Origin of the sequence: Clostridioides sp. ZZV15-6597, from assembly GCF_020657815.1 — a bacterium.
Classification (GTDB): Bacteria; Bacillota; Clostridia; order Peptostreptococcales; family Peptostreptococcaceae; genus Clostridioides.
Genome location: NZ_JAGWCT010000033.1, coordinates 13,794 through 34,161, shown reverse-complemented (window position 1 = coordinate 34,161; position 20,368 = coordinate 13,794). Strand labels below are relative to the sequence as shown.

General features: G+C 29.2%; 18 protein-coding genes and 1 riboswitch. All 18 genes read left to right on the top strand.

The annotated features are described in order from the left end of the window. Positions 1-215: 215 nt before the first annotated feature. The 18 genes from KGF52_RS09575 (at position 216) to rimI (ending at position 20,368) form a co-directional block, all read left to right on the top strand. Positions 216-2,120 carry a BglG family transcription antiterminator gene (locus tag KGF52_RS09575; RefSeq protein WP_227840011.1) on the top strand — a complete coding sequence of 635 codons (1,905 nt, stop codon included), beginning with the start codon at positions 216-218 and terminating at the stop codon, positions 2,118-2,120. Between the two features lie 139 nt (positions 2,121-2,259). Continuing rightward, positions 2,260-2,568, top strand: coding sequence for a PTS lactose/cellobiose transporter subunit IIA (locus KGF52_RS09570; protein WP_227483559.1), 309 nt, complete (start codon positions 2,260-2,262; stop codon positions 2,566-2,568). Positions 2,569-2,594: 26 nt separating this feature from the next. Continuing rightward, positions 2,595-2,921, top strand: a complete 327-nt coding sequence (locus tag KGF52_RS09565) for a PTS sugar transporter subunit IIB (protein WP_227434553.1) — start codon at positions 2,595-2,597, stop codon at positions 2,919-2,921. Positions 2,922-2,967: 46 nt separating this feature from the next. After that, entirely contained in the window at positions 2,968-4,302 is a 1,335-nt protein-coding gene (celB, locus tag KGF52_RS09560; protein ID WP_227840010.1) for a PTS cellobiose transporter subunit IIC, read from the top strand. 10 nt (positions 4,303-4,312) lie between these two features. Next, complete coding sequence (locus KGF52_RS09555) at positions 4,313-4,831, top strand: GrdB-related putative oxidoreductase (protein WP_227827874.1); 519 nt, start codon at positions 4,313-4,315, stop codon at positions 4,829-4,831. 95 nt (positions 4,832-4,926) lie between these two features. Continuing rightward, on the top strand, positions 4,927-5,886 hold the full coding sequence (locus KGF52_RS09550; protein ID WP_227840007.1) for a N(4)-(beta-N-acetylglucosaminyl)-L-asparaginase: 960 nt from the start codon (positions 4,927-4,929) through the stop codon (positions 5,884-5,886). A 54-nt stretch (positions 5,887-5,940) separates the two neighbouring features. After that, complete coding sequence (locus KGF52_RS09545) at positions 5,941-6,993, top strand: Sapep family Mn(2+)-dependent dipeptidase (protein WP_227840006.1); 1,053 nt, start codon at positions 5,941-5,943, stop codon at positions 6,991-6,993. A 2-nt stretch (positions 6,994-6,995) separates the two neighbouring features. Further along, positions 6,996-7,670 carry a copper homeostasis protein CutC gene (locus KGF52_RS09540; protein ID WP_227840004.1) on the top strand — a complete coding sequence of 225 codons (675 nt, stop codon included), beginning with the start codon at positions 6,996-6,998 and terminating at the stop codon, positions 7,668-7,670. Positions 7,671-8,226: 556 nt separating this feature from the next. After that, positions 8,227-8,778, top strand: a complete 552-nt coding sequence (gene hpf, locus KGF52_RS09535; protein WP_227840003.1) for a ribosome hibernation-promoting factor, HPF/YfiA family — start codon at positions 8,227-8,229, stop codon at positions 8,776-8,778. Positions 8,779-8,909: 131 nt separating this feature from the next. Beyond that, a complete protein-coding gene (secA, locus tag KGF52_RS09530) occupies positions 8,910-11,585 on the top strand; it encodes a preprotein translocase subunit SecA (RefSeq protein ID WP_227827869.1) in 2,676 nt (891 codons plus the stop codon). A gap of 14 nt (positions 11,586-11,599) precedes the next feature. Further along, positions 11,600-12,707, top strand: a protein-coding gene (prfB, locus tag KGF52_RS09525; RefSeq protein ID WP_227840001.1) for a peptide chain release factor 2 whose coding sequence is annotated in 2 segments (ribosomal slippage) — positions 11,600-11,674 and positions 11,676-12,707 — 1,107 coding nt in all. Because the reading frame shifts where the segments join, the coding sequence is not laid out codon by codon here. A 146-nt stretch (positions 12,708-12,853) separates the two neighbouring features. Beyond that, entirely contained in the window at positions 12,854-14,995 is a 2,142-nt protein-coding gene (locus KGF52_RS09520) for a Tex family protein (RefSeq protein WP_227840000.1), read from the top strand. Between the two features lie 147 nt (positions 14,996-15,142). After that, positions 15,143-16,309 carry an amidohydrolase gene (locus KGF52_RS09515; protein WP_227839998.1) on the top strand — a complete coding sequence of 389 codons (1,167 nt, stop codon included), beginning with the start codon at positions 15,143-15,145 and terminating at the stop codon, positions 16,307-16,309. A 59-nt stretch (positions 16,310-16,368) separates the two neighbouring features. After that, positions 16,369-16,486: riboswitch (FMN riboswitch) on the top strand. Between the two features lie 124 nt (positions 16,487-16,610). Further along, entirely contained in the window at positions 16,611-17,216 is a 606-nt protein-coding gene (locus KGF52_RS09510; RefSeq protein WP_227839996.1) for an ECF transporter S component, read from the top strand. A 336-nt stretch (positions 17,217-17,552) separates the two neighbouring features. Beyond that, positions 17,553-18,593, top strand: a complete 1,041-nt coding sequence (locus KGF52_RS09505; RefSeq protein ID WP_227839995.1) for a DUF4116 domain-containing protein — start codon at positions 17,553-17,555, stop codon at positions 18,591-18,593. Positions 18,594-18,733: 140 nt separating this feature from the next. Beyond that, complete coding sequence (tsaE, locus tag KGF52_RS09500) at positions 18,734-19,186, top strand: tRNA (adenosine(37)-N6)-threonylcarbamoyltransferase complex ATPase subunit type 1 TsaE (protein ID WP_227827863.1); 453 nt, start codon at positions 18,734-18,736, stop codon at positions 19,184-19,186. After that, a complete protein-coding gene (tsaB, locus tag KGF52_RS09495) occupies positions 19,186-19,902 on the top strand; it encodes a tRNA (adenosine(37)-N6)-threonylcarbamoyltransferase complex dimerization subunit type 1 TsaB (protein WP_227827862.1) in 717 nt (238 codons plus the stop codon). The genes tsaE and tsaB overlap by 1 nt, the downstream gene beginning before the upstream one ends. Beyond that, on the top strand, positions 19,892-20,368 hold the full coding sequence (gene rimI, locus KGF52_RS09490) for a ribosomal protein S18-alanine N-acetyltransferase (RefSeq protein ID WP_227839994.1): 477 nt from the start codon (positions 19,892-19,894) through the stop codon (positions 20,366-20,368). The genes tsaB and rimI overlap by 11 nt, the downstream gene beginning before the upstream one ends.

The window sequence follows — 20,368 nt, the reverse complement described above, 5'->3', positions numbered from 1 at the left end:
GAGCATGGTGCGGCTTAGAAGTAAGACCTACCGATAATAAAATCGAGAGAGAGTAGTAGTGCGGCGAACCCAAGCGAACCCTCCAGTAGGCGAGTGTGGGGTCAAAGACCAGGTCAGCTAAATATCATATTAAAAGAGAGCTAACATAATGTTTTTATGTGTAGCTCTTTTTTATATATAATAAATTTAGAATGAGTCATAAAGAGGTGATATATATGAACAAAAGACAAGAGAATTTGTTGACAGTATTGCTATTAAAAGAAGAATTTATAAATATCAATGAGATTGCTAACGATTTTGAGTGCTCAGAGAGAACAATAAGAAATGATTGTAAGTACATTGATGAATGGTTATCTACTTTTTGTAGTGCTTATATTAAAAGAAAGCCTAACATAGGGATTAAGTTTAGTGGAGATGATACGGATAAAATAGTAGTAAATCAGAAGTTAAGAGGTGAAGTTAAAAGAGTAAATAGTGAACTTCATAAACAAGTTGAGATATTGAATCTATTACTTTGCAATAATAAGAAAGTTACCTTAAATGATTTATCCAATAAATTGTATATAAATAAAAATATTGCTAGAGAAGAAATAAATAAATTATCAGTAGAATTAAGTAATTATAATTTAAAAATTTCAACTAAAACAGGTAGTGGTATATGTATTGAGGGAAATGAGAAAGACATAAGGATAATGTTAGTGGCGTTCTTATTTAAATATATAGATAAATACAGACTAAACATGGATGAAATAGAATATTTCCATATGGTAGACATAATAGTTGTCAAAAATATAATGTCTATGATAGAAGATAAAATGGATATAAGACTTACAGATGTCTCATTCAGGCAATTGATGTTATTTTTACTTATAAATATCATACGAATAAGGTTAGGGAATTCTTTTGAAATATTAAATATTAAAAAAGAACTAAAGTTAGAAATTCTTATATTAGATATAGAAAATGAGTTGAAATCCAGTCTGTCTATAGTGTTAAACCATGAAGAAAAATTATTTATAGAGTCACTAATACTTGGTATGAATAAACAAATAAATAGTAAAGATACTAAAAAATCACTATACCTTAATGAAGAATTATCAGAGTACACAAAAAGAATTATAAATCTAGTATCAGAAGAATCAGGTATAAACTTTAATAATGATATATTGCTTTATGACCAATTAATATGTCACTTAAATGTTACAATGTACCAAATGCAAAGTAATGTTTATTTGGAAAATCCACTTTTAGATAATATAAAAAATAAATTTTGTTTTTTATTTACAGTAATTTCAAATTCAATAGGAATTGAGCAAAAAGAAAAACAAATAACTGAAGATGAAATAGGTTATCTTACTCTTCACTTTCAAACATCTTTAGAAAGAAAAAGTAATAAGAGAGAATCAACTAAAAAAGCAAGTATCGTATGCCCATTTAGCTTTGGAGTAAGTATGTTGCTAAAAGTAAAGATAGAAAAGAGATTTAATAATATAGAAATAGTTGAAACTCTAAGGGAAGAAGATTTAAGAAGAGATAACTTCAATAAAATGATAGATTTTATAATTGCATTTCAAGAATATGAAAATGTACAAAAGCCAATTTTTATAACAACACCACTATTTACTGATGAAGATGAAAATAAACTTAAAGAATTTACCAACAAAATAAAAGAAAAAGATACATCATATAAACTTATGAATAGATTAATGATGTCTGATTATTTAATAAGAGAGCTAGAACATAATGATATTTATGAGGCTATAGCATACTTAACTAATTTATTAATCGAAAAGCATTATGCAGATAAGGAGTATTTAAATTCTATTATAGAAAGAGAAAAGGCATATCCAACTAATGTTGGGAAAGGAATATTGTTTCCTCACGGAGATATGAAATACATAAAACAATCTGTCTTATGTTTTGCAAGATTGAAAACACCAATAAAAATTAGAAATGGAAAATACATAAAGATTATACTTTTGTTAGCTTATAAAAAAGATGATGATAGAAAAGTATTTAGAGAATTATTCAAAGAAATATCTAAATTGACAGAAGATGAAAATATGCTTGATGTGCTAAGTAAATGTGATATTAAAAATATAAAAAATATTCTTATATAAATTTATATCAAAATGTGAATAAGCACAAAATTTTCCATCCAATGGAAAAAGTTGTGCATGTTTTTTTGTTTTTATAAGATATTATATATCTATCAGATAGAAATCAGTTAAAAGTAGACAAGTAATTTAGGAGGAAGAAATGGAAGAAATAGTATTAAAGATTATAATTCATGCTGGAAATGCAAAATCTATGCTTTACGAAGCTCTTGATTGTGCAAAGGAAAACGATTTTGAAAAGGCTGATGAATTAATCGAAAGTGCAAATGAAGAAATATTAAAAGCACATAAAGTACAAACAGAACTTATACAAAAGGAAGCAGGAGGAAATAAGTCAGATATATCTATCTTACTAATTCACTCTCAAGACCATTTAATGACTTGTATGAGTGAAAGAAACCTTATAAAAGAAATGATAGTGCTAAGAAAAGAAATTCAAAAACTAAAATAAAAAGTAATTAAGGGGGATTTAAGATAATGAAGAGAAAAGTATATTTATTTTGTAGTTTTGGGATGTCAACAAGCTTACTTGCAGGAAAGATGCAGAAAGTAGCAGATGAACACAATTTACCAATAGAAGTAGAAGCATTTCCAATAGCAGAAATTGATAAGATAGTTGCAGAAAAGAATCCAGATTGTATATTGTTAGGGCCTCAAGTTAAATACATGCTAAAGGAGTTAAAGCCAAAGTTTGAAGCTCAAGGAAAACCTGTGGATATAATAAACGAAACTGATTATGGAACTATGAATGGAGAAAAAGTATTAAAGCTTGCTATAAAATTAATAAAATCTAAACAAGCTTAAAGTCTTAAAATATAGTAAAAAGATACTGAGAAATGAGGGTGGATAGATGAATAAATTGGAAAGAATACTTATGCCATTGGCTGAAAAAATAGGTAAAAATAAATTATTAATTGCAATTAGAGATGGTTTTTTAGTATCATCACCATTATTGATAATAGGGTCGTTATTTTTATTAGTAGCGAACTTCCCAATAAAAGGATGGGACGAATTCGTAGGTCAAATTTTTGGTCCAGATTGGGCAGTAAAATTACAACAACCAACTATAGCGACTTTTGAAGTAATGACTTTACTTGCAGTTTTAGGAATTGGTTACTCTTATGCTAAACAAATAGATGTAGACCCAATTGCATCATCAGCAGTTGCAATAGTAGCTTTTTTTATAGTGACACCATTTGTAATACCATATACACCAGAAGGAACAAAGGCAGTCTATATGGTAACAGGTATCCCATTAGGTTGGATGGGTTCTAAGGGAATGTTTGTAGGAATGATAACCGCAATAACATCTGTTAAATTATTTGCAGTAGTTGTTAAAAAAGGGTGGACATTGAAGATGCCAGATGGAGTTCCTCCAACTGTTTCAAAATCATTTGCTGCATTAATACCAAGTGCAATAGTTATGATAGTTTTCTTTTTAGTTAAGATTGCTTTTGAAGCTACACCATATGGAAGTATACATGAATTTATATTTAAGTTTTTACAAATGCCATTATTAAAATTAGGAAATAGTTTAGGTGCTATGGCAATAGCTTATATATTCTTACATTTATTCTGGTTCTTTGGAATAAATGGTAGTAGTGTTGTTGGAGCTGTCTATAATCCAATATTAAAAATTTTATCAGCTGAAAATTTAGCGGCTTTTCAAGCTGGTTCAAAAATACCAAACATAATAACTGGTCAATTCCAGGATATGTTTGCAACATTTGGTGGAGCAGGTAGTACACTATCCTTAATTATAGCTATGTTACTTATATGCAAAAGTAAACGTATAAAATCAATGGGTAAATTATCAATTCTACCAGGGATATTTGGAATAAATGAGCCATTAATATTTGGTCTACCAATAATGCTTAACCCAATATTATTGATACCATTTGCAATAGTTCCAACAATAAACATAATAATAGCTTATTTCTGTATGTCAGCAGGATTAGTACCACTTACAAATGGAGTTCAATTGCCATGGACAACTCCAATTATATTCTCTGGATTTCTAACAACAGGATGGCAAGGTGCTTTACTACAAATAATACTTCTTGTACTAGGAATATTTATGTACATGCCATTTATAAAAATGTTAGATAAACAATATTTAAAAGAAGAAAAAACAAATGTTGAAGAGGAAGATGATGATATATCTTTTGATGATTTAGTATTATAGGAGGAAAATTATGAAGAAAATAGTTATGATATTGGATCAAATACAAGCAGGTGCAGGTGGGAAAGAAAAAAGCAATATACCTCCTGCTGGAAAATCAAGCCCATTAGGTCCAGGTATAATGATGGAACCATTTTTAAAAGAATCTAAAGTGATAGCGACACTTTTTTGTGGGGATGAATTTTTTATAAACAATGAAGAAGAAGTAACAAATAAGATGATAGCTATGGTTAAAAAGTTAAATCCTGATGTAGTAATTTGCGGACCAAGTTTTAACTATGAAAATTTTTCTAAGATGTCAGCAATATTATCTAAAAGTATAAACAATAAAACGGATATACCAGCTTTTGCGGCTATGTCAGAAGAAAATACAGATATAATAAACGAATACAAAAATGATATATGTATAGTTAAGACACCTAAAAAAGGTGGAATTGGTCTTAACGATTCACTAAACAATATATGTAAATTAGCAAAATCAATAGCAAATAAAGAAGATATAACTTCAATGAGAGAAGAATTTTGTTATTAATTAATACTCCACCAATTGTCAAGTTTAAGTACCATACTATATTATGATTAAAGTATATGGATAGAGTTTATATAATTAAGGAGGGATTTTCTGATATGTGGGGAATGATAGCAACATGGAGAATGGCCATAGAAGGAATCACTGAAGCATCAGAACATTTAGAAAAAGGAATGGAAGCAGGAGATGCTGTAGAACTTGCTGTAAGAAAAGTTGAAGATTATCCATTCTATAAATCGGTTGGATATGGAGGACTTCCAAATGAAAACTGTGAAGTAGAACTTGATGCTGCATTTATGGATGGAAACACACTAGATATAGGAGCAGTTGCAGGTATAAGAGATTATTCTAATCCTGTCAGTATAGCTAGAAAACTAAGTTATGAGAAAGTGAATAATTTCTTAGTTGGAATAGGAGCTGAAGAGTATGCTCATAAAAATGGATTTGAAAGAAAAAATATGTTAACAGATAGAGCTAAGCTCCATTATAAGAAAAGGAAAAAAGAAACTTTAGATAAAGGATTAAGCCCATATGCTGGTCATGATACTGTTGGGATGATATCTTTAGATAAAAATGGAAAGATGTGTGCAGCAACCTCAACAAGTGGTCTATTTATGAAGAAAAGAGGTAGAATAGGAGATTCTGCACTATCTGGTTCGGGGTTCTTCGTTGATAGTAGCATAGGAGGGGCTACAGCTACTGGTCTTGGAGAAGATTTGATGAAAGGATGTATATCATATGAGATAGTTAGACTTATGAAAGAAGGAAAACATCCACAAGAGGCATGTGATATAGCAGTAAATGAGTTAGATGAACAGCTTATCAAAAGACGAGGAAAAGCTGGAGATTTATCATTAGTTGCTATGAATAATAAAGGAGAGTGGGGAGTAGCTACAAATATAGCTGACTTTACATTCTCAGTAGCTACTAAAGCAGAAACTCCTACAGTGTATATATCAAATAGAATAGATGGTAAAACTATACATAAGGTTGTTTCAAACGAGTGGATGGAAGCATATGAAGCTAGAATAAAGGCACCAATAGAAGTGAGTGAATAAAGTTTGTATTTATACAGTAAAGTAGAGTTCTTTAATATTTAAAAGGAGATTTTTATGAATATCATAAACAATAAAGTAGATGAGATAAAAGAAGATTTATTAAGTGATATTGTAGATATTGTAAAAATACCTAGCGTTGAAGGGGAGCCAGAAAATGGCTTCCCTTTTGGCGAAAAGGTAGGAAAAGCACTTAATAAAGCACTAGAAATTTCAAGAAAATTAGGATTTAAAGTTAGAAACTTAGACAATTATATTGGTTATGCAGAATATGGAGATAGTAAAGATTATATCTGTGTAATTGGCCATGTAGATGTAGTACATGAAGGTGAAAATTGGATATATCAACCTTATGGAGGAGATATATATAATGGAAGAATCTATGGTAGAGGGGTATTAGATAATAAAGGTCCTATAATGTGTGCTTTATATGGACTATATGTTATTAAAGAATTAAGTTTAAAGTTAGATAAAAAAGTTAGGATAATTTTTGGTACAAATGAAGAAAGTGGATTTAAAGATATACCATATTATTTAAAAAAAGAAAAACCTCCTATAATGGGGTTCACACCAGATTGCAAATATCCTGTTGTATATGGTGAAAAAGGTATGGCGAAAATTATAATCAAAAATAACTGTAACTATAAGGAAGATATATTTTTAAGCTTTATAGAAAATATGTCTGAAAAAGTGATTGTTACAAATCAAGAGTTACATAAAGAGAATAGTTACATAATGCTGGAGATAAAAGTAAAATATGACTTTAGTTATAAACTAGAAGATGTACTACATGAAATAAAATCTAATTTTCCTAATGGTACAGAGATAGAAGTAATTTGTAATTTTAATCCTGTATATTTTGATAAGGATAGTAAGCTTGTTAAAAAACTTCAAATAGCTTATGAAAGAGTAACATCATTAGATGGTACTCCAGTAACAACTAATGGAGGTACATATGCAAAAGTAATGCCAAATATAGTTCCATTTGGACCTTCGTTTCCAGGACAAAAAGGAATAGCACATAATCACGACGAATATATGGATATAGATGATATAATTTTAAATGCAAAGATATTTGCAAATGCAATATATGAATTAGCAAAGGAGTAGTTATGTTAGAGATAATAGGAATGACAGTAGAAGACGCTAAGATTATAGAAGATTGTGGCGCAGATAGAATAGAATTAGTTAGTGCTTTAACTGAAGGAGGACTGACACCAAGCTTTGGCCTTATAGAAAGTGTTGTTAACAGTGTAAAGATACCTGTGAATGTAATGATAAGACCTCATGCCAAAAGTTTTGTGTATAGTAAAGAGGATATAAATATAATGTTAAAAGATATAAATACAGTCAAAGAGATTGGAGCTAATGGCGTTGTATTTGGAATGCTAGATAAGAATGATAATATAGACGAAGAAAATTTAGATTTTTTGTTGCAATACTGCGATAATCTTGATGTTACATTTCATAGAGCAATAGATGAATCAAATACAATAGAAAGTGTTAATATTCTAAAGAATTATGACAGAATTACAAATATACTAACATCAGGGGGCAAGGGAAATATAAAAGATAATATAAAAATTATAAAAGATATGATGCTTAACTCTAATAATATAAAAATTCTTTTAGGTGGAGGTCTTGATTTTAATAATATAGTTGAAATAAAGGGAGTAACTAAGGCAAATAATTTTCATTTTGGTACAGCTGTTAGAATAGATAAGAGTCCATTTGAAGATATAGACGGACAAAAGCTTAAACAATTAGTAGATATAATTTCGAAATAATATAAACATATATGATTTATACAACTTATTAGATTAAATAAAGAGTGTTAGTCAATTGTAGTTTGGGTATATGAATATTGATTAAGAAATTATTGTTATGATGCTTTACTACTTTTAGGTAATCTTGAAGCTAAACTAAATAGTGAAAGAAAAAATGAAATATGGAGGTCTTAGAAGGTGGATAACTATGAAAAATTTATAAAAGTTAAGTGGCATAGAATACATATAATTTCCTAAAATTACCACTTTATGACATGAATTCACATATTAATAAACAATTATTGGAGATATTTGTGGATAGAAAGGGCAATAAAAATAGCTTTAAATACACAGGAACAAGAGTTATTAACAGTTTTATCCACATTATCCACAGGGTATTGTTATAATATTAATCCACATAAGCGTTAAGGTGATTAAAAATGAAAAATAATTCTATCAATTGAATAGAAAAAATCACAAAAGTTAATAATAAAAGAAGGATTATGAGAGTTCGTGTAGAATATATTATTAAAGTATAAATTTTCTTATACTGGCATAATTGAAGGGAGATGTACTTATGAACATAATTATATCTGGAAAACAAATCGAATTGACTGATGCAATAAAAAATAAAATCGAAAGCAAATTAAGTAAGTTAGATAATTACATTCATCCAGACACTGATGTAAAGGTTACAGTAAGTGCTAGAAAAACAAGACAAAAAATAGAAGTAACAATAGCTACTGTAAATGGTCCTATAATTAGAGCAGAAGATATGCAGGAAAATTTATACACAGCTATAGATGTTGTATATGATAAATTAAGTAGACAATTAAAAAAATATAAAAAGAGACTACAAGATAAGCATCAAGACAATAAGAGTATAAGATTCCAAGATGCAGAGATAAATCTAGCAGATGAACAAGAAGATTACAAAGATGAAAATCAAGATATAGTAATTCAAAGACGTAAGAAGTTTAGTGTTAAGCCAATGAGCGAAGAAGAAGCTGTATTACAAATGGAATTAGTAGGACATGATTTCTATATGTTCAAGAATATAGATTCAGATGAAATAGCCGTAGTTTATAAACGTCATAATGGCGGATATGGTATAATAGAACATGAATAAAGCAATTTAGATTTAATCATATTAGCTATCGATAAATTATTTATCGATAGCTTTTTAAATTAATATTAAAAGTATAGTTTTTATGGTAAAATGAATAATAGTACAATAAAGAACGAGGAGAGATGTAAAATATGAGCTTTATGGATAGTTTATTCAACATGGCAGATAAAAAAGAATTGAAAAAGTTCAGTAAGACTGTTGATATAATAGATTCATTAGAACCTAAATTTGAATCTATGGCAGACTCGGAACTTAAAAATATGACAAATACATTTAAAGAAAGATTAGAAAATGGAGAAAGTATAGATGATATACTTCCAGAAGCATTTGCAGTAGTCAGAGAGACTTCTAAAAGAGTATTAGGTCTTAGACACTACAGAGTTCAAATGATTGGAGGTATAGTATTACATCAAGGAAGAATAGCTGAGATGAAAACAGGTGAAGGTAAAACTTTGGTTGCAACTGCTCCTGTTTATTTGAATGCTCTTACTGGAAAAGGTGTACATGTTGTAACAGTAAATGACTACCTTGCAAAACGTGATAGAGACCAAATGGCAAAAGTTTATGAGTTTTTAGGAATGAGTGTAGGTGTTATTGTACATGGTCAAAATCCAAAAGTTAGAAAAGAACAATATGATTGTGATATAACTTATGGTACAAATAATGAATACGGATTTGACTACTTAAAAGACAATATGGTAATACACAAAGAGCAAAGAGTTCAAAGAGGATTAAATTATGCGATAGTGGATGAGGTCGACTCTATACTTATAGATGAAGCTAGAACACCACTTATTATATCTGGTCCTGGAGATAAATCAACTCACTTATATTCAGATGCAAATACATTTGTGTTAACTTTAAAACCAGATGACTATGAATTAGAAGAAAAAGATAAGGCTGTATCTCTAACAGCATCAGGTATACAAAAAGCAGAGGTATATTTTAATGTTGATAATATAACAGATATATCTCATACAGAGTTATACCACCATATAAATCAGGCTCTAAGAGCACATGTAATAATGAAAAAAGATGTTGATTATGTTGCTAAAGATGGAGAAATAGTAATAGTTGATGAGTTTACTGGTAGACTTATGTTTGGTAGAAGATATTCAGAAGGCTTACATCAAGCAATAGAAGCAAAAGAAGGTCTTAAAATACAGAGAGAATCTAAAACACTAGCTACTGTAACATTCCAAAATTACTTTAGAATGTATAAAAAACTTTCAGGTATGACTGGTACAGCAAAAACAGAAGAAGAAGAGTTTAAAGCAATATATAAAATGGATGTTTTTCAAGTGCCTACTAATAAGCTTATGGTAAGAGAAGATTTACCAGATTGTGTATATAAAAGTGAGATAGGTAAATTTAACGCTGTAGCTGAAGAAATAATTGAAAGACACAAAGTTAATCAACCAATACTTGTAGGTACAGTTTCGATAGAAAAGTCAGAACTACTATCACAAATATTAAAGAAAAAAGGTATTAAACATGAAGTGTTAAACGCTAAACACCATGATAAAGAAGCAGAAATAATAGCACAAGCAGGTAGACTTGGAGCTGTTACAATAGCTACTAACATGGCTGGTCGTGGTACTGATATAGTTTTAGGTGGGAATCCAGATTTCTTAACTAAGAGAGAAATGAGAAGAAATGGATTTAAAGAAGATGTAGTAAATAGAGTTGATACTCCAATAGAAGGAATACCTGTGGCAGGAAATGAAATTTTATTTGAAGCTAGAGCAGAGTACGAAAGATTATATAAACAATTTAAGCAACAAACAGAAGAAGAACAAAAACAAGTGATAGAAGCAGGTGGACTTGCTATAATTGGTACAGAAAGACATGAATCTCGAAGAATAGATAACCAGTTAAGAGGTCGTGCTGGTCGTCAAGGTGACCCAGGTAGCTCAAGATTTTATATAGGGCTTGATGATGACCTTATGAGATTGTTTGGAAGTGATAGAATATCTGGAATCGTAAATAAAATAGGTCTTGAAGAAGACATGCCTATAGAACATAGAATATTATCTAAATCTATTGAAGGTGCACAAAAGAAAGTCGAAGGTAAAAACTTTGGAATAAGAAAACATGTACTTCAATATGATGATGTTATGAATAAGCAAAGAGAAATAATATATGCAGAGAGAAAACGTGTATTAGAAGGTGAAGATTTACAAGAGCAAGTACAGTCAATGACTCATTCTATAATAGAAGAATCAGTGACTCTTTATACAAAAGATAAAGGATTTGATGAAGACGGATTTAAGGAACATATGTATAATCTGTTTTTACCAAAAGGTAGTATAGAAATCCCAGAGATAGAAAAGCTTAATCCAGTTGAAATAACAGAAAAAGTTTATGAAATAGCTATGAAGATATATACTGCAAAAGAAGAACAAATAGGTTATGAAAGAATGAGAGAAGTTGAGAGAGTTATCTTACTTCAAGCTGTTGATAATCATTGGATAGACCATATAGATGCAATGGATCAATTACGTCAAGGTATAGGGCTTCGTGCTGTAGGTCAACAAGACCCAGTTATTGCTTATAAAATGGAAGGTTTTGATATGTTTGATGAGATGAATAAACATATCAAAGAAGATACTGTAAGATATTTATTTAATATAACAATAGAGGCTCCAGTGGAAAGAAAAGCAGTTGTAGATGTTGAAAATCTAACTTCTCCATCAGATGGAACTCTTCCAACAAGTAAAACTATTAAAAAAGATGAAAAGGTTGGAAGAAATGATTTATGTCCTTGTGGAAGTGGCAAGAAATATAAAAACTGTTGTGGAAGATAGTCTTGGAGGATTAAATGTTAAGGATACAAGAGTATAGACATAGTGTGGAGCAAATAGCTTCAAATTTAGAAGAATTGAGGGTTTCTCTTTGACGTAGCTTCATTGATGGAAAAGATAAAAATTAATGAAGAGAAGATAAACAAACAAGATTTTTGGAATGATAATGAAGTAGCACAAAAAGTACTTCAAGAAAATAAAGCTTTAAAAGAAACTCTAGATGAATATGAAAGTCTAAACAGCTTATTAGAAGATGTAGAAGTATTAATTGAAATAGGTCTAGAAGAAGAGGATGATTCTGTTGAAAAGGATATAGAAAAGTCTATAGAATCAATAGAAGAAAAATTATCTGAGATGAAAATAAAAACTCTTCTAAATGGTGAGTATGATAAAAATAATGCTATATTATCTATAAATGCTGGAACTGGAGGTCTAGACGCTCAAGATTGGGCTCAGATGCTTCTAAGAATGTATATAAGATGGGCAGAAGGTAAGGGTTATAAAGTTAAGCTTTTAGATATAATATCAGACCCTGAAGCGGGAATAAAGACAGCTACAATTCTTGTAGAGGGAACCAATACTTATGGATATTTAAAAAGTGAAAAAGGGGTTCATAGATTGGTAAGAATATCTCCATTTGACCCATCAGGAAAGAGACATACTTCATTTGCTTCTATAGATGTAACACCAGAGTTAGATGAAAATATAGAAGTGGAAATTAATCCATCAGATTTAAAGATAGACACATATAGAGCGTCTGGTGCTGGAGGACAGCATGTAAATACAACTGACTCAGCTGTTAGAATAACACATATTCCTACTGGTGTAGTGGTTCAGTGTCAAAATGAAAGGTCTCAACATTTAAATAAAGATAGAGCTATGAGACTTTTGATGGCAAAATTGATAGAGTTAAAAGAATTAGAGCAAAAGGAAAAAATAGAAGATATACAAGGCAAATACTCACAAATAACGTGGGGTAGCCAAATTAGGTCATATGTTTTCCAACCATATAAGTTAGTCAAAGACCATAGGACAAATGCTGAGTTTGGAAATGTAGATAGTGTGATGAATGGAAATATAGACTTGTTTATCAATGAATACTTAAAAATGAATAAGACAGTTTAATAAATAATGCACAGTAATTAAGATAGATATATAAGAAGGTTAGTGCTTACTATGCACTTTACAGCACTTAGGCTGAGGACTACAACCCTCAGCCTTCGTTCTGTTTGTTATACTTATGAAAAAACTAACATTAGGAGTGAAAAAAATTGGATATAAATCAAATCTTAAAAAATGAATTTAATCTCAGAGACGAACAAATAAATAATACACTAAAGCTTATTGATGAAGGAAATACAATACCCTTTATAGCTAGATACAGAAAAGAAATGACTGGTGAGATGAGTGATGTCACATTAAGAGAATTCTATGAAAAATTGATGTATCTAAGAAACCTTCAAAGTAGAAAAGATGATGTAGTTAGGTTAATAGATGAACAAGGAAAATTAACAGATGAGATAACACAAAATATAGAAAAAGCAAAAACACTACAAGAAGTAGAAGATATATATGCGCCATATAAACAAAAGAAAAGGACTAGAGCAACAATAGCAAAAGAAAAAGGGCTAGAAAATCTAGCAGTATCAATACTAGAGAGGAATCTAGATAATATAGATTTAGAGGCAAAGAGTTATATAAATGAAGAAAAAGAAGTAATTTCTGTTGAGGATGCCCTAAAAGGCGCAAGAGATATAATTGCAGAAACAGTTTCAGATGATGCTAAGATTAGAAAATACATAAGAGAGCTTGCTTTAAGAGAAGGAATGATAGTTAGTAAAAGTTCTACTGATGAGAAATCAGTTTATGATATGTATTATGATTATAGTGAAGCAGTAAAAAGTATGGCTCCACATAGAGTTTTAGCAATAAATAGAGGAGAAAAAGAGAATTTTTTAAAAGTTAAATTAGAAATAAATAATGATAAAGTTTTAAATTATATAGTAAATGAATATGTAAAGGATAAAAACTTTAAGAATAAAGATGAAATTGTAAATTCAATAGAAGATTCGTATAAAAGATTAATTTTCCCATCTATAGAAAGAGAAATAAGAAATCATCTGACAGAAATAGCTCAAGAAAGAGCTATAAGTGTATTTGGAAAAAATGTTAAAAGTTTATTACTTCAACCACCAGTTAAAGATAAAGTAGTTATGGGATTTGACCCTGCATTTAGAACTGGTTGCAAAATAGCAGTTGTAGATAAAAATGGTAAATTATTGGACTATACAACAGTATATCCAACAGACCCTCAAAATAATGTAGAAGGGGCAAAGAAGACTTTAAAAGAATTAATTGAGAAATATAATATAGATATAATTTCAATAGGAAATGGGACAGCATCAAGAGAATCAGAAACATTTGTATCAGAAATGATAAAGGAGATAGATAGAGAAGTTCAATATGTTATAGTCAGTGAGGCTGGTGCATCAGTTTATTCAGCATCTGAACTTGCAAATGAAGAACATCCAGATATAAATGTATCAATAAGAGGAGCTATATCTATAGCGAGAAGACTACAAGACCCATTAGCAGAACTTGTAAAAATAGACCCTAAGAGTATAGGTGTAGGTCAATATCAACATGACTTAAACAAGAAGAGATTAGAAGAAGTATTAAATGGAGTTGTTGAGGATTCTGTAAATAGTGTTGGAGTAGATTTAAATACTGCATCATATTCTCTCTTAGAGCATATTGCAGGAATAAGTAAGGTTATCGCAAAAAATATAATAGCATATAGAGAAGAAAATGGAGACTTTACATCAAGAGTCCAATTGAAAAAAGTAAAAAGACTTGGACCTCAAGCATTTACTCAATGTGCTGGATTTATGAGAATTTTAGATGGAAAAAATCCTCTAGATAATACAGGTGTACATCCTGAAAGTTATGATATATGCAAAAAAATGATTGAAATAATAGGATATTCTTTGGATGATATAAAAAATAAAAATATAGAAGAAATAGATGAAAAAGTTAAGGAAATTGGTTTGAGAGAATTAAGTGAAAAATTGGAAGTAGGTCAAGTTACTTTAAGAGATATAATAGCTGAAATCAAAAAACCAGGAAGAGACCCAAGAGAAGAAGGTATAAAGCCTATACTTAGAACTGATGTCCTAAAAATTGAAGATATACAAGAAGGAATGTCTTTAAAAGGTACCATAAGAAATGTTGTAGATTTTGGAGCATTTGTAGATATTGGAATAAAAAATGATGGATTAGTTCATAAATCAGAAATGAGTAATAGCTTTGTAAAAGACCCTATGAGTATTGTTACAGTAGGTGATATAGTAGATGTAAAAGTAATTGGAATTGACTTAAATAAAAAAAGAGTAGCATTGTCAATGAAAAAATAGGCTAATTTATGTTTAGTTATGCTACTTACATGTAACAATTATAAATGTAAGTAGCATAATAAAAAATTTAAGAAATTATGAAATGAGATTGTAAAAAAATAATATTTAAAATAATTAGTATAGTATTGAAAATCAGGAGGAAAATGAATGGTTTTTGTAAAAAATGGTAACATAAATACCATAACAAATGGAATAATTCAGGGAGATATACTTATAGACCAAGGAAAAATAATAGAAATAGGAAAAGATTTAATAGCACCTTTAGATGTAGAGGTGATAGATGCAAGTGGTAAATTTGTGTTTCCAGGGTTTATAGATGCCCATACTCATTTAGGATTATGGGAAGATGGTATAGGATTTGAAGGAGCAGATGGAAATGAAGAAACTGACCCAATAACACCACAATTAAATCCTATAGATGGAATTAATCCAATGGACAGAACATTTAAAGAAGCTTTTGAAGGTGGTATAACTTCTGTATGTACAACTCCTGGAAGTGCAAATGTTATGGGAGGTCAATGTATAGCTATAAAGACATATGGAAAAAGAATTGATAAAATGGTAATAAAAAATCCAGTAGCATCTAAAATAGCCTTTGGAGAAAATCCAAAAAGTTGTTATGGTCAAGATGATAAATCTCCACAAACTAGAATGGCAATAGCTTCATTACTTAGAGAAAATCTTAAAAAAGCAGAAGAATATTTAGAGGAAGTCGACCTGTATGAAAGTCATGATGATGAAGACTGTGAAAAACCTGAATATGATATAAAAATGGAAAGTTTGATACCTGTTTTAAGAGGAGAAATTCCTTTTAAAGCACATGCCCATAGAGCTGATGATATGTTCACAGCTATAAGGATTGCAAAAGAGTTTAATTTAAAGCTTACATTAGACCATTGTACAGAAGGTCATCTTATAGTAGATGAGCTATTGGAAGAAAGATTTCCTGTAATAGTAGGACCATCCTTATCAGAAAGGTCTAAATTTGAACTTAGAAATTTAACGTTTAATACAGCTGGAATACTTTCAAATGCAGGGCTTGATGTGTGTATAATGACAGACCATCCAGTAATACCAGTTCAATATCTTCCAATATGTGCAGGTATAGCAGTTAAGCATGGTATGAAAGAAGAAAAAGCAATAGAATCCATTACAATAAATCCAGCTAAGACTCTAGGGATTGAAGATAGAGTAGGTTCTATAGAAGTTGGGAAAGATGCAGATATAGTAATTTGGGATAATTCTCCACTAGAGATTCAAAGTAAGGTGCTTTACACGATAATAAATGGTAAAGTAGTGTACGAAAAAAAATAACTTGACAATTATTAAAAAATTAACTAATATAAGAGTGTAAGGAAAATTAAAAAATCAAAGAAGATCTTCGGGGCAGGGTGAGATTCCCTACCGGCGGTATAGCCCGCGAACTACTTAGGTGGTTGATTTGGTGAAATTCCAAAGCCGACAGTAAAGTCTGGATGAGAGAAGATATTTATGGAATATAAATAAGTTTATTTTAGTTTATTTAAACTATATCCATAAAAACTCGAAGATAGGGTCTTCGAGTTTTTTGTTTTTCCTAAAAAATATAAATATATTTATTAGGAGGATAATAATTATGCAAAGTACAGCAAAAAGAGGTAATATGATTTCAACAAGAACTTTAGTAGTAATGTCAATTTTATCAGCAATATCTTATTTACTAATGTTTATTCAAGCACCAATACCAGGTATATTTCCAGATTTCTTAAAAATCGACTTATCAGATATTCCAGCAATATTTGGAGGAATGTCTTTAGGACCATTAGTTGGATTTGGAATAGTTGTAGTAAAAAATGTACTACAAGCGATTACAGCAACAACAACTGGAACAATAGGAGAGTTTGCAAATATATTAATTGGTGGTTCTTATGTAATGATACTTTGTTATTCATATAAGAGAAGTAAAGATTTAAAAGGTGTATTAATTGGTTTTGTATTAGGAACAATAGCAATGACTATAATTGGTTCATTAGTGAATTATTTTGTAATGTTACCACTTTATGGTCAAATGATGGGACTAGATGCTATAATAGGCTTAGGTTCAGCTCTAAATCCTAAAATTCACGACCTATTTACTTTTGTAATTTGGATGATAGCTCCATTTAATGTACTAAAAGCTGTGATAATATCTTTAGTAACATTACCACTTTATAAAAAAATGGGAAATGTAATAAAAAAATAATCAGACAAGAAAATATAAAATTTTAAAATTAAATATATTGGAAAGCCATAATTTATTTATAACTTCAGTCTCATGTTGTGATTGATGTATTAAATACATTATGGCTTTATTAATTTATCAAAAAATGTATTTAAAATAAGAAATATTTAGACAGATTTAATTTTTAAAATAAAGGAAGAATTAAAACGATTAACTATTAAAATACTAAAAAGGTATCTACAATATGCAGAGCGAATTCATAATAAACAAAAAATAAAGTTATTATTAAGAATAAATAATGTTTTGAACTGTAATTCTTAATAATAGCTAATTTAATAATGATAGGAGAGTAGATTTATGAAGGTATGCAAAAAAATGAAAAAAGTATTTTTAAACGATAAAGGGTATTATTTTAATAGTGATTGGGAAAATATTCATATAGGCATTGATAGTGAAATATTAGGAGATTCTTTAAAGCATATTACAAATGAATATATTGAAAATATGGAAAGAGTAAAGTATGATTATCATGAATTAGAAAATATAAATAACCAAACAGATGGTATGTGTATTTTAGCGGTAAGGCAGAATTATAAAGCTTTGAAGTATGTAAAAGAGCAAACAGAAGAATTATGTTTAGAAGCTATAAGGTACAATTATAGAGCACTTGAATATGTAAAAGAACAAACTGAGTATATATGTCTTGAAGCAATAAAAAAGGATTGCAATGCACTTAAGTATGTAAGAAATCAAACAGAAGAACTTATTATAAAAGCAATAAGATGTTCTTCTAATATAGATGTTGTAAGTATATTAAAAGCTTTAGAGGTTCAAACAAGAAAAATATGTTTAGAAGCAATTAAAAAAGATGGCAGGTGTCTTGCATATGTTAGAGAACAAAGTGAAGAATTATGTATAGAAGCAATAAAACGAAACTATAAAGCACTTCAATATGTACAAAACCAAACAGAAAAAATGTGTATAAAAGCTGTAAGTCAAAATGGTATGGCATTACAATATGTAAACCAGCAAACAGAAAAAATATGTTTAGAAGCAGTTAAACAAGATGGAAGGAGCCTACAATTTGTTAATAATAAGACAGAAGAAACATGTATAAGAGCTATAAGATATTTGGATAAAAAGTACAATATTAAAGATGTACTAAATTACATAGATAACTATACAGAAGAGATATGTACAGAGATTGTAAGACAAAATGGAAAGATGCTTATGTATATAAAAAATCAAACAGAAAAAATGTGCATTGAAGCAGTAAAAGAAAATTATAAATCTCTCAAGTACGTAAAAGAGCAATCAGAGGAAATATGCAAAGAAGCCCTAAAACAAAATTGTAAGGCAAAAGAATATGTAAAGATTGCTATTGATGATTATATATAAGTTTTGATAGAATCATCAATATTGAAAGATAAACAAAAAAGATAAATAGAAGTACTTTATAATAGTTGGGGCTTATACTATAATTAATTAAGCAGTGATATAAATTCACACGACGATTATATCAAGATGGAGATGAATTAATGGCAAAAATATATTTAGAAAATGAAAGTAAAACTAGAGAAATAGGACATAAATTAGGTAAATTATTAAAAGAAGGTAGTGTAATTTGTTTAGTGGGGGATTTAGGAGCTGGAAAGACCACAATGACACAAAGTTTAGCAGACTCATTAGGAATAAATGATTATATAACAAGTCCAACTTTTACTATAATAAACGAATATGAAGGAAAAATACCTTTGTATCATTTTGATGTTTATAGAATTGGTAGTAGTGATGAAATGTATGATATTGGATATGATGAATATATAAATTCAAATGGAATCTGTATAATTGAATGGGGTAATTTAATAGAAGATATACTTCCAAAAGAATATTTAAACATAGAATTAAGATACAAAGATGAAGGAAGAGAAATGATATTAACTCCAAAAGGAGATTATTATAAAGGTATAGTTGAGGAGCTGATTAAATAATGAAGATATTAGGTATAGATACATCTTCTATGGCAGCAAGTGTAGCAGTTGTTGAAGATGATAATTTAATCTGTGAGTTTACAGTAAATAACAAAAAAACTCATTCACAAAAGCTTATGCCAATGATAGAAAATATGTTGGATATGAGTGATTTAAACATAAAAGAGATGGATTTGTTAGCTATATGTATAGGGCCTGGTTCATTTACAGGTCTTAGAATAGGTATGGCTACAGTAAAAGCTATAGCCCATGTAAATAATCTACCAATAATAGCAGTAAATTCTTTAGAATCTTTAGCTGGTAATATGAATTTATGCGAAAGAAAAATATGCTCTATATTAGATGCACAAAAAAATCAGGTTTATTCAGCTAAATATAAGTTTGAAGATGGAGAGTTAATAGAGTTAGATAGTGTTGATGTTGTAGAATTTGAGACTTTACTAAAAGAAATTAAATCAAGTGATGAAGAATTTATAATAGTTGGAGAAGCTGTTTATAAATATAAGGATGAGCTAGAAAACATAAAAAATATAAAGATACCTTCACCAGCTCATAATGTATCTAAAGCAGGAAGCTTATGTTCTGTAGCATTAAATAAATATAGTAAAAATATAGATGTACATACTTGTTATACAATAAACCCTATGTATATCAGAAAATCTCAGGCTGAAGTACAATATGACGAAAAAATGAAGAGGATAAATAATGAAAGATAATACAAAACAAATAGTAAATGATGTAAAAATAGAAGAAATGACTATTAAAGATATAGATGAAGTGTTTGAAGTAGAAAAAAATTGTTTTGAAGATTATTGGTCAAAAGAATCTTTTAGAAAAGAGTTATCTAATGAAGTTGCAAAGTATATAGTAGCAAAACTAGATGGAAAAGTAGTTGGATATGTTGGAATTTGGCTTATAATTGATGAAGGGCATATAAATAATGTAGCTGTTCATAGTGACTATAGAGGCAAAAAAATAGGAGATAAGTTAATCAAAAGATTAGTTGATTTATGTAAAGATAATAATATTGCGTCTATGACATTAGAAGTTAGAGCATCAAATAAAATAGCACAAAATCTATATAGAAAATATGGATTTAAAATGGGTGGAATCAGAAAAGAATACTACAGTGATAATAAAGAAGATGCAATTATAATGTGGAACCAATTAAAAGAGGTGTAG

Excerpts from the sequence above, each read along its gene's own strand:
- KGF52_RS09575 (WP_227840011.1), top strand. The coding sequence starts at position 216 with ATGAACAAAAGACAAGAGAATTTGTTGACAGTATTGCTATTAAAAGAA.
- KGF52_RS09570 (WP_227483559.1), top strand. The coding sequence starts at position 2,260 with ATGGAAGAAATAGTATTAAAGATTATAATTCATGCTGGAAATGCAAAA.
- KGF52_RS09565 (WP_227434553.1), top strand. The coding sequence starts at position 2,595 with ATGAAGAGAAAAGTATATTTATTTTGTAGTTTTGGGATGTCAACAAGC.
- celB (WP_227840010.1), top strand. The coding sequence starts at position 2,968 with ATGAATAAATTGGAAAGAATACTTATGCCATTGGCTGAAAAAATAGGT.
- KGF52_RS09555 (WP_227827874.1), top strand. The coding sequence starts at position 4,313 with ATGAAGAAAATAGTTATGATATTGGATCAAATACAAGCAGGTGCAGGT.
- KGF52_RS09550 (WP_227840007.1), top strand. The coding sequence starts at position 4,927 with ATGTGGGGAATGATAGCAACATGGAGAATGGCCATAGAAGGAATCACT.
- KGF52_RS09545 (WP_227840006.1), top strand. The coding sequence starts at position 5,941 with ATGAATATCATAAACAATAAAGTAGATGAGATAAAAGAAGATTTATTA.
- KGF52_RS09540 (WP_227840004.1), top strand. The coding sequence starts at position 6,996 with ATGTTAGAGATAATAGGAATGACAGTAGAAGACGCTAAGATTATAGAA.
- hpf (WP_227840003.1), top strand. The coding sequence starts at position 8,227 with ATGAACATAATTATATCTGGAAAACAAATCGAATTGACTGATGCAATA.
- secA (WP_227827869.1), top strand. The coding sequence starts at position 8,910 with ATGAGCTTTATGGATAGTTTATTCAACATGGCAGATAAAAAAGAATTG.
- KGF52_RS09515 (WP_227839998.1), top strand. The coding sequence starts at position 15,143 with ATGGTTTTTGTAAAAAATGGTAACATAAATACCATAACAAATGGAATA.
- KGF52_RS09510 (WP_227839996.1), top strand. The coding sequence starts at position 16,611 with ATGCAAAGTACAGCAAAAAGAGGTAATATGATTTCAACAAGAACTTTA.
- KGF52_RS09505 (WP_227839995.1), top strand. The coding sequence starts at position 17,553 with ATGAAGGTATGCAAAAAAATGAAAAAAGTATTTTTAAACGATAAAGGG.
- tsaE (WP_227827863.1), top strand. The coding sequence starts at position 18,734 with ATGGCAAAAATATATTTAGAAAATGAAAGTAAAACTAGAGAAATAGGA.
- tsaB (WP_227827862.1), top strand. The coding sequence starts at position 19,186 with ATGAAGATATTAGGTATAGATACATCTTCTATGGCAGCAAGTGTAGCA.
- rimI (WP_227839994.1), top strand. The coding sequence starts at position 19,892 with ATGAAAGATAATACAAAACAAATAGTAAATGATGTAAAAATAGAAGAA.